Genomic DNA, 13,767 nt, shown 5'->3' with positions numbered 1-13,767 from the left:
TTTATGTGGATAACTTCCTGTTTTTTAATTGTTTAAACAGCGTTATTTTGACTGCATGCTCATTTTTATGACTTAAATCATGTTAGCAATCGCCAAATAAATTGGTACTAAAATAATTATCAGTAACGTTGAGATAGTAATCACATTACTTGCATATTTTGTATCACCTTTGGCTTGACCAACTAATAATGCCATCGCTGTTAAGGCAGGCATACCTGACATTAAGAAAATAACTTTGACGCCTAAATTAGCCAAAGCGAAGGGCGTTTGTTGTACTAATTTTAACATTATAAATATCACAGCAGGTCCAATGACAAAACGAGCCAACAAAGCAATAATTGTATCACGCTCAATTTTTAATGAACTAAGCCCTGCATCGGCAATAATAATACCTAAGTATAACAAAGCTAATGGTGTCACCAAACCACCAATCATATTCAAACTTGAATCTGCTAATTCTGGTAATGGTAAGCCAATCAACAACCAAATAATACCAACTAAGAAACCCAACACGGGTGCTGGCAATAGCTTCTTCCAATTGAACGAAGATTCTGCTGCTTTTTCCTTCGTATCATTTTGAATAAAGAAAATACCAATGGCCCAGGTAGAAACCGTATTAACCAAATAATATACCAAATAATAAGGCATTGCTTTTTCACCGAAGATAGCTAAGGTTAATGGTAACCCGATAAAAATAACATTGTTGTTAGTAAACGTATTTATCATAATACCACGACGACCGACACGAATTCTGAATACTTTATTTGCAATAAAACTCAGAATGTAAAGTACAAAGAAGGCCAAGGCAACAAACAAAACACTCATACCAAAAGTACCTAGTAATTTACGTGTTAAGTTTTCTTGAATCCCAACAAATACTGAAATTGGCAAAGCAATATTAACAATTAAAAATTCCAAATCTTTTTTAAAAACATCGTGAAAATGATCTTTCTTACGTAAATAAATACCAATCAAAACAACAAAAATAATTTTAATGATACTATTTAGCGAGGTTGCTATCGCATTCATGCTTTAGTCCTCCCCATAAACTGGGTGCCATTGATATTGTTCAACTAATGTTTTGGCATCGCCTTGTTATTGGGCAACACCGTCGTCAATGGCAGCTTGTGCAACTGCTTGTGCAACCGCCGTTGAAATTTCAGATAGCTTCTCAAATGATGGCAAAATGGCACTACCAGCCTGACTAGTATCAACTAACTCACCCAACGCTGTAGCTGAAGCTGACAACATGTTTTCAGTTAGTCGACTAGCTTTACTTGCAATCACCCCTAATCCAATACCAGGGTAAACAATCGCGTTATTTGCTTGACCAATATGGTAAATAACATCTTCATAACTAACAGGTTCAAATAGCATTCCTGTGACAACTAGTGCTCGACCATCAGACCAGTTGATAACATCTTCTGGCACTGCCTCGTGAAACTTGGTTGGATTTGATAATGGCAAAATAATTGGATGTGCCGCATGTGCTGCCATTTCACGAACAATTGCTTCAGTAAAGTGACCCGCTTGACCAGACGTACCAACCAAAATCGTTGGTTGGACTACTTTAACAACTGCTTCCAAAGTTGTTAAAGCACCATCATTATCAAACTCCGCACGTGAACGTGCAAATGGTCGTTGTTCAGGTGTCAGATTTTCATCATCATCAAACAATAGGCCTTGACGATCAACAAGATAAAAGTGTTGACGAGCTTCTTCTGCCGTCAAACCAGCATTAATAAATTCTTGCAAAACACGGTTAGCAATACCAACCCCAGCTGAACCAGCACCATATGTTATATACGTTTGATCAGTTAACTTTTCACCAGAAATCTTTAATGCACTTAATATTGCTGCTGTCACAACAATACTAGTCCCTTGAATATCATCGTTAAACGTTGCTAAACGATTTTGGTAACGCGTTAACAACTTAGTTGCCGTTGAACGACCAAAATCTTCAAAGTGTAAGTAAAAGTTGGGGAAAATTTGATCCGCTTCATCAACTAATTGATCAATAAAATCAAAATATTAGTTGCCACGAATGCGTTCGTGACGATTACCAAGATAACCATCATTTTCCAAAAGCGTTTCACGATTTGTCCCAGCATCTAACACAACTGGCAAAACACGGCGTGGGTCAATGCCAGCCGCAGCCGTATAAACCATCAATTTACCGACCACAATGTCAGCCCCTTGCACACCCCCAATCACCAATACCTAAAATACCTTCGCCATCCGTGATAACTATCATATCGATATCACGACCATTAGCGGCATTTTTCAAACTAGCACCGATATTTTCTGGATGATGAATATCCAAAAAGCAACCTCTTGTGGATTAACAAACAAGTCTGAATAACGTTCAATTGTCTCACCAACAGTAGGTGAATAAACAATTGGCATCATTTCAGTCAAATGTGCACCCAAGACGGCATAAAACAAAGTACGATTTTCATTGAAAATTTGACTCAAAAACAATCGTTTCTCAATATCACTAACTTTACTGTTATATTGTGCATAAGTTTGTGCCACTTGTTCATGCAAGGATTGCACTTTCGTTGGCAGTAAACCGACTAATTTATTTTCAAAGGTCGCAAAAAAACTACTAAATGCGAATGTTTTACATTTAATTGAGACGGAAAAAATTGGTAGTTCCAAATTATTAACACTTTTACGGCAAGGAAATATTGACATTGCATTATTCGGTGCGACTGAAAATTTTGATTTGACTGACTTAGAAGTTTTTGAATTAGCTAATTTCCCGTTTGTTATTATTACCAAAACAACCGACCCACGAAAATTTGCTACTTTCGCAGATTTTGCCAATGAGTCATTCATTTCTTTAAATGAACAATTTGTTCATCCAAACGCTTTTCGTATTTTCTCTAACCAATCAGGTATTCAGCCTCATGTGGTTTACCAAACTAATAACATTACCGCTATGAAAAAATTAGTTCGTGAAGGCGTTGGTTTAGCCTTTTTAACATCACTAGCCATGGAAAAAAACGAAGACGGTCTGAAAAAAATTAGTTTAATTGATCAACCACAACCTAAATTTCATGTCTACATGGCATTTAGAAAGCAACACTATATGACACAAGATCAAATGATCGTGCGTGATATTATTAAAGACGCTTTTCAAGAAAGCTAACAAAAAAAGTCTGCAACAAAAAAACATCAGTTAGCATGATTGAATAATACATAATAAAAGAGTGTGAAAAAACGTTTAAAGGGCGTCAGTCTACCAAATTGATAGATTGACGCCCTTTTGGGCTGGTCCTAACGACTTTTGTCCCAAACCAGAATTGATCTTTCATTGTTTTGTTTAGATCAATATCATATGTCATTTTCGTAATTGTTGTTCTAATTGTTGAATTTTACTAATCAAGGCATCTTCAATAATACGATAATGTACTAATTCTTGATCAGATACAGACTGTTGTTGCTTAATTGGTACCATGGTTTGTACTTGACCTTGATTTTGACGTAGTAATTCATTCTCATGACGTACTTTTTTTATTTCTTGTGCCATTAATTGCATCGTTTCCTGCAATTCAGTCACTTGCGCTTCATAAATTTCAGCACCTGTTTGCCATTTTTCCGCTTCTTGTTGCGCTTGATTTAACGCTACAGTTAATTGCTTAATTTGTTCTGCCATCGTTAATGCCATGTTATCCCTCCCACTTTTACAGTACAAAAAAGCCATTCACAATGGAATGACCGTTAAACTCCGAATGTCGGGCTCGAACCGACGACAGCACGATTAACAGTCGTGTGCTCTACCAACTGAGCTAATTCGGAATAATATGCATCGCAACGTCCTATTCTCGCAGGAGGCGATCCTCCAACTACTTTTGGCGCAACTGAGCTTAACTACTGTGTTCGGTATGGGAACAGGTGTGACCTCAGCGCCATCATCACGACACAAAATGACGTTGTAAGTACATAACTTACGGTAAATTACATTATCTCGAAATACCCATTCTGTCAATACTTTTGTATATAAAAAGAGCTTAAAAGTGACCATTAAGTGCTGGACACTTTCAAACTCTTAAATAACTATTCATGTTTCCGTTGACGGAATAAATAGATTATGGCTGGTAAAATCGTTAGTGTGCTAATCAAAGCATACGCCGTATCCAATACGGTGATCAAACCAAAATCTTTTAGGACAGGGAAGTTAACAAACAGCAATGTCGAAAAGCCCGCCACAACAGTCAAACCAGAAGCTGTGATTGCTTGTCCAACCGAACCTAATGCTGTATTAATTGCTGCCTCATTATCTTTTCCTCGCTGCCGTTCTTCAATATAACGCTCTAATACGAGAATTGTAAACTCAGTTCCAATACCAAGTACCAACGAACTTAACGCAATCGTCACAGGATTATAACTAATGCCCAATAACTTCAATGTTAGTGGTGATAGACCTAGCACAATCGCAATCGGTAACAATGGGTAAATAGCATAATGGAAATGACGATAAACTACTAATAAGACAAGGAAGATAATCACTAACCCAGCGACCATGATCGTTGTTCGACTAGCTGAAATATTATGAATACCCTCATAAAGCATGGCTGACGAACCCGCCGGTGCAACTTTAATACTATTTGGCAAATGTTGCGCATCTTTGGTAATACTATTCATCAATCGTAACGCTTTCTGCGTATTCAAATTAGGATTGATCTTAAAACTAATCGTTGCATAACGATGATTTTCACTAATCAATGTACTCTTCATAATCGTTGGCATTTGATTAATACTTTGGGTCAATGTCTTTTGCGAACTTTGTAATTGTTGCTTACCTAAACTGTCAACCAACGTTGTGGTGTCTAACACATCCCCCTTATGTTTTGTCGCCTCTTTGTTTGCAAAGTCTGTCATTTCTTGCAAAACGGCCTTTGAACGAACATCATCAGCGCTAACTAAATAAGTTAGATTTGTGGTTGAACCGACCAACTTCTCTAATTTCTTATTTTGCTTAAGCGCTGGCAAGTCCTGAGGGATCATCTTCATCATATCAGTTTCTAATTTGACTTGATGCTCAAAGTAAAAGCCAATGCCACCTAAAGCAATCCCAACGACTAAGACAATCGTTGCATGTTTCATAATCCAACTTGATAATAGGCCCAAGTGTTTATTTAACCAAGACTTTTCCAAAGTTTGATTCTTAACGGTTGTGCTATCAAAATGGGCATCGCGAATCGATAAGAATGAGAAAATCGTTAACGATTCAACAAGATAACAAACAAGAACTCCGATTGCTAAGGTTAGACCAAAGCCTTTCAACATTGGTGCTTTTGAAATCAACATCGTCAAAAAGCTTAGAATCATCACAGTCGTTGCAATGGCAACCGCTGAACCAGAATGACCAAACGTTGTCACAACAGCTTTTTCAGCGTTATAACCATTTTTACGGAATTCTTCTTCATATCGATTAACAAATTGGACACCGAAGTCTGTTCCTAAACCAATTAAGATAGGGAGCGTTGCCATAGTAGCCATTGTTAAATCAATACCTGCCAAGCCCATGAAACCAAAGGTCCAAATCATACCAATCAAAACGACAAATAATGGCATTAAGCGACGACGTACTGGGAAAACAAGCAACAAAATAATAATCATAATGACAACAGCCGCTACCAGCATAATCATCATACTTTTTGTCATTTGACTACCAACAGTACCCGCAATCGCAGGCGCACCTGCGATGGCTGCCTTGTAACGTCCACTTTGCAAGCCATTATCTTTTAATAGCTTGTTAATTGCATTAGCTTGTGTTTGATTGGTATTCATATCAGCTTTTGCAGATGTCGTCAGCGAAATTAACAAATGCTGTCCGTTACGTGGCAATAATTGTTGCAATTGGGCTGGCATTTTCCCATTATTTGAATAAATCAAATCTTTAATCAACGCATCATGCATATTCTGCACTTTGGGCAACATGCTCATAACTTTTTGCGACAATTGTGTCTGTTGTTGCTGCGTTAACAACGACATGGTATATTTTTGGACTTGTTGTTGCTGCGTTTTATTTAACAGCTTGGCCAACATTTGTGATTGATTCGTCTGTTGATCAGTCTGTTGCATTGCCTGAGCCATTTGCAATTTTTGTGCATCAGTCAGAATCGATTGTGTATACTGTGATACTTTTTGTTGCTGCCCATCATTAAGCATAGCCATTAAATCAGTTTGTAACACCTGTTGTTGCTTGGTTGATAATTCAGCCATCATATCTTGTTGCAACTGACTTGTATTACTTGAACGACTCATGGTGCTCGTTGTTGTATTGGCATGTAATTGCGCATTCAAAAGATTAACAACACTGGTTGCTGATTGCATATATTTGATATCTTTTGCATCATCCATAAAACTAGCAACCTTTTTGAATGTTTTAGCATCCACCACCTGTTGCTTATTTTTAGCTGAAATATCAACAATAAACGTGTCACTACCAAAATTTTTCTGATAAACTTTGGTATCTTTCGATAATTTTGAGCTGCTTGAAACAAACATCCCATTACCGGTATTTAATTGTATTTTTGTTAACCCAAAAGCCAAACCGATTGTCACAATTGTGATTAATGCTAAAAATAATTTGGCATGATCATGAACAACCTGTCCAATTTTCTTAAATAAATTGGTCATTCCTTCCTACTCCTTCTCTAATTTAAACGCTGTACACTTATGAAAATGATATGTACAAAAATTTTTAATTATCCTATCATTACCTCATTTCACGATTATCTACGGGATGATTTTCCACCGTATCTCTTAATAAATCATGTAAGCGTTCATATAAAATACCCACGCGTAGTCCACTGGTTGAGAAGGTAATTTTTTCAGAATCAAGATAATTCATCAAGAAAATAACCGGTACTAAACCACCAACAATAATATCGGCACGGTCCTTACTAATACCGGGTACTTCTTTACGTGCAGCACAATCCAAACTAATAATATCCTCAAAAGTTTTATTAACTTGTGTATCCTTAATTTGATAGCCATGTACATCTTCCATGTTGAATAAATGATCCCGACGACGATTAATTTTTGCTAGCGTTCGATTACTGCCACCTAGCCCAATAATTGGCAAATTCAGCCCATTCTTTAGCCACCAAATATTTTGGAAAATTTCATTAATTGCAATGGTTGCCTTAAAAAGTTCAGTCGCTGAAATACTATCATTTAAATCGAAATCTGATGAAATTGTTACTGACCCTATTGGAATACTGATCAAGTGCGCGACTTTGCCGTTCTGGACAAGCACAATTTCAATACTGGCACCACCAGTATCAATCAAAATAGCATTCGTCACAGGAAGCGTCTCACTGACACCAATATAATCATAATAGGCTTCTTGCGTTCCCGAAATAACCTCTAAATTAATACCAATCTCTGACTTCACCTTTTTCAAAAAAGCCTTCTGATTTGATGCTTGTCGAACAGCTGCTGTTGCCACTGCCTTAATTTGCACATTATCTAGTTTTTTATAGACTTCTTTGTATGATTTCAATGCTGTCAGTGTTCTTTCAATTGCTTCTGGTTGTAAAACTTTCTCTTGGCCCATATTTTCAGAAAGTCGTACAAATTCTTTCATATGAGTGACTGTTTCGTGAGTGCCATCAGCATTAATACGGGTAATTGTCATGCGCACTGAGTTAGATCCTAAATCGATTACGACAAAGTTTTCCATACATTTTCCTTTCCGCGTTCTTATATTCATCATAGAATAGATTTTATTATTTTTCAGGACTCATCATGGGTTGAAATTGGTTTGGATTTTTTTTATTCATCGCTGCTTGTTGTTGTTCAGCTCGTTTCGTTGCTTGTGATGCAAAATAATCCTGTGCATCAAGTGATGCTTTCCCACGACGATCAACACGTTTATAATGACCGTCTACATCTAACACACGGGTTTTCACATTATCATCCCACATTGTTTGATAAATTGCTAGAACGCGCTCTGCTAATACTGGTTGTTCGACTGGAAATAGTTGTTCAACACGTCGATTTAAGTTTCTAGTCATTAAATCAGCAGATGATAAGTATACTTGTTTCTCACCATCAAATTCGAAAATATAAATACGGCTATGCTCTAGGAAACGCCCCACAATGGAATGAACACTAATATTTTCACTCACATTTTTAATACCTGGCTTCAAACAACAAATACCGCGAATAATAAGATTAATCGTGACGCCCGCATGTGAGGCTTCATACATTTTGGCAATCATTTCTTGATCAGATAGAGAATTCATCTTCATTTTTATCTGAACTGGTCGCCCAATTTTTGCATAACGAATCGCTTGATCTAGTTTATCAATAATAAATTCACGAATACCTTTTGGTGAAATATGCAATTTATGAAAATAGGGTGGTTTTGAATAACCTGATAACATGTTAAAGATATTTGTTACATCAATACCAATATTATTATTAGCTGTTAACAACCCAATATCAGTATAAAAATGAGCAGTTATATCATTATAGTTTCCTGTCCCTAAGTGCACGTATCGCTGAATGCCACTTTCCTCGCGACGTACCACTAATGATAACTTAGAATGCGTTTTCAAGCCAACTAGACCATAAATGACGTGACATCCCATCCGTTCAAGTTGCCGCGCCCAATGCACATTATTTTCCTCATCAAATCGTGCCTTTACCTCAACTAACACAGTGACTTGTTTTCCATTCTGAGCAGCCCGTCCCAAATATTTAATAATCGGTGAATTACCTGAAACACGATAGAGTGTCATTTTAATCGCCAACACATCCTGATCAATCGAGGCTTGACGAATAAATTCAACCACAGAATCAAATTTATCATATGGATGTTGCATTAACCGATCTGCTTTTTGGATTGCTTCAAAAATATTATGATTATGATCGAGTGCCTCATCTTGATAAGCTTTAAATGGCGGATATCTTAATTCATCACGACCGGTAACTGCACTTGCCAGTTTACCAAGAAAGTTCAGATCCACAGGGCCATTAACCTCATAGACAGAATCTTCATCTGTTTTTAGTTCGCGAACTAAACGTTTCCGTAGCTTTTTACTAATATCTGAATCAACTTCCAAACGGATCACTTTCCCATGAGCTCGTAACTTTAATTGTTGTTGTACTTCCTTCAACAGATCTGAAGTATCTTCTTCAGCAACATCTAGATCCATATCACGAATCACACGGAAAGTCGTCATCTCATGAATTTCATAGTTGATAAATAACTGTTCAACAAAACGTTTCACAATATCCTCTAATAAAATAAAATCATTATCAGCTGCTGGCAACTTAACCACTCTTGGAAAAATGCTAGGTATTTGTAACGTAGCATACAATGATTTATCACTGCCTTTTTTACTTAAACGTAATGATAAGTTAATTGTATCATTACTAATAAATGGAAAAGGATGGGATGTGTCATCTGCCATTGGTGTGAGCACCGGATACAACTCATCATGAAAATACCCCTTAATAAACTGAAACTGCTCATCATTTAAATCATTAACTTGTTGTAAATTAATTCCTGCTTGTTTAATTGCTGGCAATAAAATTCGATTCAATGTCACATATTGCTTTACTAATTGTTCATGAGCTTTATTGTTAACTGCCTTGAGTTGTTCCTCAGCTGATAAACCAGATGCATCCCGACCATCCCATTTTACTTCAATCAACTTAGTCAGTGAAGCCACACGAACCATAACAAATTCATCCATATTACTTTGCGTAATACCGAGAAATTTTAATCGCTCTAATAGTGGGTTATTTTTATTACGTGCTTCTTCTAGCACGCGATCATTAAAGTCTAACCAACTTAATTCCCGATTGGTATAAAAATTTGAATTTTCAAAATCAATTTTTGTCATGACTGACCCTCCTTTGCTTTATAATTGCTTTTCGGCCGTAGGTTTCTTGGAAAAATTGACTCTTTGATTGAAATATCCAATTCTCATAAGCTAAATTATCGTGACTATACGCAGAAATGATCACACTTTGATTCTTAATCGATACTGAAATCTTTTTAATTTTTTGTTGCCGATCATCATCTAGCGCATCAGCTAATCGAAGAATTGCAGCCAATTTAGAAATTAATCGTCTATTTTCTGCAGATATACGACTAAAATGACTTAAATCTTCACTGGGTGTCGTTGCACTGTGATATCTGGCAATTGCAGCAATAATTTCCAATTCCGTTTGTGATAGGCCAATAATGTCTGAATGCCGGATAATATATTCTGAATGAACATAATGCGAATGAACGCCAATATAATTACCAACATCATGCAAAATAGCTGCCACTTCTAATAATAGTCGTTCTCTTTTTCCAAAACGATGTAAAGGCTTTAATTGATTAAATAGATGCAGTGCAAACTTTGTCACTAAATCACGATGAATCGGTTCCACATGATAATGATTTGCCACATTAATTGCCATCGTAATTGTTTGATGTGTAAAATCGTGTTTTGAAAAGCCTAGCGCAACTTCTTCGTCATTGACAATACCATCAACAACACCCGCATCAGAGAACCGTAATTCTTTTGCACCAGTCAATTGCGTTATGCGCTTAATCAATAATAATTCAGGCAAAATAAGTGGTATCACGTCTTCGTTAACATTTAATTGATCAATCAAATATTGATCTGATGCATCGACAATGTCATCAATCATTTCATTAAATATCGTCACTGGTAAAGCATCAATTAAATGATGATGCTCATACTGACTAACCATTTTTTTAATCGGTGAAGTGCCTAATAAAATAATTTTTGTCTCATGATTTTTTGATATTAAATTTGCCAGACTACCAATATCAAAGTCTTTGAGTTTACTATCAATATAATCATTAAGTACACTAAAAGAACTTGGTGCAGATTGCCGTAAACTTTGTAAGTCTTCTGCGATCTTAATTGGGCCTAAAGCAAAATTCGTCGATGTCACAAAATGACCATCATCAAATCGTGTAATTGATGTATTCCCGGAAGTAATTCCCACCAAATAAACAATACCTTGACTATCTGCCTGATTATTTGCTAACGCCAATGAAACATTTTGGTTTCGATAATACGCTTCATCACTCATTGAAAGCCAACCTATTTCGATACCCGTATGTAGAAAGAACTGATCAGCCATAAAATCAGCATTTAGCGCTTGTGATAAGGCTTGGCTACCCCATAATTGATAATTTTCAACACCATAATCACGTAAAATTTGAATGAATCCAGTTAATGCCTCAACAATTTTATTAACTGATTCAAAGCGCACCGGATGATAGTGATACACATCATCACCTAAATTAATTTCTTTATTTACTTTTTCAAGAGATTTATGCGTTTTCAAATTAACGATTAGCAACTCAACCCCCGTTACGTTGACTATCATTACGCCAAAGTATTTTTGAGCCATGTAAAAATCTCCCCAATTTTTCATTTTTCTTGTTTAACTATCATTCTTATATGTTAGTATACAATAAATTCTCAAGCTTCATCTTTTAAATTACTCTAAATTAAGCATTTACTTACTTTCTCTGTTTATTGGCATCAATCGCTACCAAACATTTTATGGCTATAAAAAAACTGATAATGTATCACACAGCATGTGTTGCATTATCAGTCTCACAATTTTTTATAGTTGGCCAATCTTATCAACTTTTTTTTGCTGATAGTACCAAGCAATAATTACTGTTCCCAAACTAACAAGGACCAAAACAAATAAAATACCATAATCCAAACGACTTCCTTGTATTGTTAATTGCGCAAGGTGCCCATTTTTCATTTGCTGTGTCGCAATGATTGCGGACAAAACGCTCGTCCCAAATGAACCGGCATATTGTTGGAACGTATTAAATAAGGAATTCAAATCAGCATTTTGCGCATTGGTCACTTGCAAACTTGCATCAGACATTGAATTACTAAAGCCCATATTAAACCCACCACGTAACAACACATAGATCAATGTTATCGAAATTGCTGTTGCATATGATGTTGTTAAGAAAAATAAGCCTGTTCCAAAAAGCAAAGAAATACTTGAAATCAAGAGTGGTTTAGTTGCACCTTGTCTATCAAACATTTTTCCTGCAAACGGTGAAATAGCTGCACCAAATAATGCCCCTGGTAACACAATTAACCCCGCAACAAACGCACTGACGTGTAACGTATCCTCAGCAAAAATTGGTATAACAAATGATATGCCAATATTGATAAACTGTAAAATAAAAAAGTTAAGCCAGCGTAAGCTAATCAACGGATTTTTTAATAGCTCAAAATTCAAAATTTTTCGTGTTGATTGTCGTAAATGAAGCGTTAGTAAAACGGCGGCAACAATAAACAACACTAATAACCAGATAAAACTCGGTGTATGAAAGCCCTTATTACCAGCATTAGAAAATGCCGTACTTAAACTAGCAAAAGTGATTGTTAATAAGATAACACCCAACCAATCAAATTTTTGATCTGTCTTTTCAGCTTCAAGCCGAATATATTTTTCTCCTAAAATAGCAGCAAATATCAGCATGACTAAAGCAATCACAAAAATACCTCGCCAAGACCAAAAGGCTGCTAATGTTCCCCCATAAGCTGGACCTAAAGCAGGTGCTAAAGAAATAATCATTCCTGCCGTTCCCATATAAAGCCCTCGCTGACTTTGCGGTACTAAAGCAAGTACTAAACGATACATCAAGGGTGTTGAAATTCCTGTAGAAACTGCCTGCAAAAGTCTGCCTAAAAACAACATTGTAAACGTTCCTGCTAAAGCGCACATTGCCGTACCGATAATATTAAAAATAATTGCTGTTGTAAATAAAGTACGTGCATGAAATCGTTTGTTTAAAAAGCCCGTTGTACTCATGATGATTGTTACCATCAATAAGTAACCTGAAGTTACCAACTGCATCGTTCCAAGTGAAACTGAAAATTCTTGTGTTAGCATCGGAAAAGTAACATTTAATGACGTTTCTACTAAGATTCCTAAAAAAGAAAGTAAGGCAGCAGCAGCGATTGCGCATTTTGCCTGTTTACTAACGGTTTGCGTATCCATAAGTTAACATCCTTCCTAATTATTTTATAGATTATAAATAAATATTTTATGCAAAAAGCATTTTACAATAAACTATCCTACATCTTTCATAAAAAAATAACAAATTTTTATCGTTAATGGCAGCGCTATGCAAGTGGTTCACAATATTTTAAATCATTATCATTTATTATTATTTGATTATATTATTTTTTTTGGTATATAAAAAGTCCCCCATTGATGGACAGAGAAAATAATATAATTTTCTGCCCGCCATTAATTGGAGACTATAGCATATATAATTTTTTATTGGCTAGATATTTGCTTTTTTAGTTGTGCCACAAAAGTGCTACAAAACAAAAAATACTCTTACAAACACCTTAATACCAAGGGTTGTAAGAGTGAACGCATGCCGACTGGGGGATTCGAACCCTCGACCTACGGTTTACGATACCGTTGCTCTACCAACTGAGCTAAGTCGGCAATTACTCCGAATGTCGGGCTCGAACCGACGACAGCACGATTAACAGTCGTGTGCTCTACCAACTGAGCTAATTCGGAATGATGCATCGCAATGTCCTATCCTCGCAGGAGGCGATCCTCCAACTACTTTCGGCGTAACTGAGCTTAACTGCTGTGTTCGGTATGGGAACAGGTGTGACCTCAGTGCCATCATCACGACACGTTTCTAATTGAGTGAACTTAGTTCCCTCAAAACTGAATCATAATTGCTTTTTTGCCTTACACCACTTG

General features: G+C 36.3%; 8 protein-coding genes, 3 tRNA genes, 2 rRNA genes and 1 pseudogene. 1 reads left to right on the top strand and 13 read right to left on the bottom strand.

The window, feature by feature from the left end; translation table 11 throughout:
* Positions 1 to 72 precede the first annotated feature (72 nt).
* Entirely contained in the window at positions 73 to 1,029 is a 957-nt protein-coding gene (locus ACSKY2_RS08040; RefSeq protein WP_489877388.1) for an AEC family transporter, read from the bottom strand.
* Between the two features lie 66 nt (positions 1,030 to 1,095).
* Positions 1,096 to 2,634: pseudogene (gene maeA / locus ACSKY2_RS08035) on the bottom strand (oxaloacetate-decarboxylating malate dehydrogenase).
* On the opposite strand from maeA, the gene ACSKY2_RS08030 reads away from it, so the two are divergent.
* Complete coding sequence (locus tag ACSKY2_RS08030; RefSeq protein WP_489878245.1) at positions 2,633 to 3,154, top strand: LysR substrate-binding domain-containing protein; 522 nt, start codon at positions 2,633 to 2,635, stop codon at positions 3,152 to 3,154. The pseudogene maeA and the gene ACSKY2_RS08030 overlap by 2 nt on opposite strands.
* Before the next feature lie 192 nt (positions 3,155 to 3,346).
* Here ACSKY2_RS08030 and ACSKY2_RS08025 read toward each other — a convergent pair whose 3' ends face one another.
* The 11 genes from ACSKY2_RS08025 to rrf (ACSKY2_RS07975) all read right to left on the bottom strand — a co-directional run bounded on the left by ACSKY2_RS08025 (position 3,347) and on the right by rrf (ACSKY2_RS07975) (position 13,697).
* Positions 3,347 to 3,673: a hypothetical protein gene (locus ACSKY2_RS08025; RefSeq protein ID WP_489840333.1), complete on the bottom strand. Its 327-nt coding sequence runs from the start codon at positions 3,671 to 3,673 to the stop codon at positions 3,347 to 3,349.
* A 58-nt stretch (positions 3,674 to 3,731) separates the two neighbouring features.
* Positions 3,732 to 3,804 (bottom strand) — tRNA-Asn (locus ACSKY2_RS08020).
* Between the two features lie 7 nt (positions 3,805 to 3,811).
* Positions 3,812 to 3,928: ribosomal RNA gene (rrf, locus tag ACSKY2_RS08015) — 5S ribosomal RNA — on the bottom strand.
* Positions 3,929 to 4,062: 134 nt separating this feature from the next.
* Positions 4,063 to 6,651 (bottom strand): efflux RND transporter permease subunit, encoded by a 2,589-nt coding sequence (locus ACSKY2_RS08010; protein ID WP_489877387.1) that lies wholly within the window; start codon positions 6,649 to 6,651, stop codon positions 4,063 to 4,065.
* Positions 6,652 to 6,730: 79 nt separating this feature from the next.
* Positions 6,731 to 7,699 carry an exopolyphosphatase gene (gene ppx, locus ACSKY2_RS08005; RefSeq protein ID WP_489840335.1) on the bottom strand — a complete coding sequence of 323 codons (969 nt, stop codon included), beginning with the start codon at positions 7,697 to 7,699 and terminating at the stop codon, positions 6,731 to 6,733.
* 46 nt (positions 7,700 to 7,745) lie between these two features.
* Entirely contained in the window at positions 7,746 to 9,872 is a 2,127-nt protein-coding gene (locus ACSKY2_RS08000; protein WP_489877386.1) for an RNA degradosome polyphosphate kinase, read from the bottom strand.
* Positions 9,859 to 11,409 (bottom strand): Ppx/GppA phosphatase family protein, encoded by a 1,551-nt coding sequence (locus tag ACSKY2_RS07995; protein ID WP_489877385.1) that lies wholly within the window; start codon positions 11,407 to 11,409, stop codon positions 9,859 to 9,861. Before ACSKY2_RS07995 ends, ACSKY2_RS08000 begins: the two co-directional genes overlap by 14 nt.
* A gap of 219 nt (positions 11,410 to 11,628) precedes the next feature.
* Positions 11,629 to 13,038 (bottom strand): MFS transporter, encoded by a 1,410-nt coding sequence (locus tag ACSKY2_RS07990; RefSeq protein ID WP_489877384.1) that lies wholly within the window; start codon positions 13,036 to 13,038, stop codon positions 11,629 to 11,631.
* Positions 13,039 to 13,424: 386 nt separating this feature from the next.
* Positions 13,425 to 13,497: transfer RNA gene (locus ACSKY2_RS07985), tRNA-Thr, on the bottom strand.
* Positions 13,498 to 13,502: 5 nt separating this feature from the next.
* A tRNA-Asn gene (locus tag ACSKY2_RS07980) sits at positions 13,503 to 13,575 on the bottom strand.
* A 5-nt stretch (positions 13,576 to 13,580) separates the two neighbouring features.
* Positions 13,581 to 13,697: ribosomal RNA gene (gene rrf, locus ACSKY2_RS07975) — 5S ribosomal RNA — on the bottom strand.
* Between the last annotated feature and the right edge of the window lie 70 nt (positions 13,698 to 13,767).

It is taken from the genome of Weissella sp. ESL1156 (genome assembly GCF_058505625.1).
Note: the sequence above shows the minus strand (reverse complement) of the source record. Positions and strands in the feature narration are given on the sequence as shown.

Bases quoted from the DNA above. Each gene is read 5' to 3' on its own strand.
- ACSKY2_RS08040 (WP_489877388.1), bottom strand. From the start codon at position 1,029: ATGAATGCGATAGCAACCTCGCTAAATAGTATCATTAAAATTATTTTT.
- ACSKY2_RS08025 (WP_489840333.1), bottom strand. From the start codon at position 3,673: ATGGCATTAACGATGGCAGAACAAATTAAGCAATTAACTGTAGCGTTA.
- ACSKY2_RS08010 (WP_489877387.1), bottom strand. From the start codon at position 6,651: ATGACCAATTTATTTAAGAAAATTGGACAGGTTGTTCATGATCATGCC.
- ppx (WP_489840335.1), bottom strand. From the start codon at position 7,699: ATGGAAAACTTTGTCGTAATCGATTTAGGATCTAACTCAGTGCGCATG.
- ACSKY2_RS08000 (WP_489877386.1), bottom strand. From the start codon at position 9,872: ATGACAAAAATTGATTTTGAAAATTCAAATTTTTATACCAATCGGGAA.
- ACSKY2_RS07995 (WP_489877385.1), bottom strand. From the start codon at position 11,409: ATGGCTCAAAAATACTTTGGCGTAATGATAGTCAACGTAACGGGGGTT.
- ACSKY2_RS07990 (WP_489877384.1), bottom strand. From the start codon at position 13,038: ATGGATACGCAAACCGTTAGTAAACAGGCAAAATGCGCAATCGCTGCT.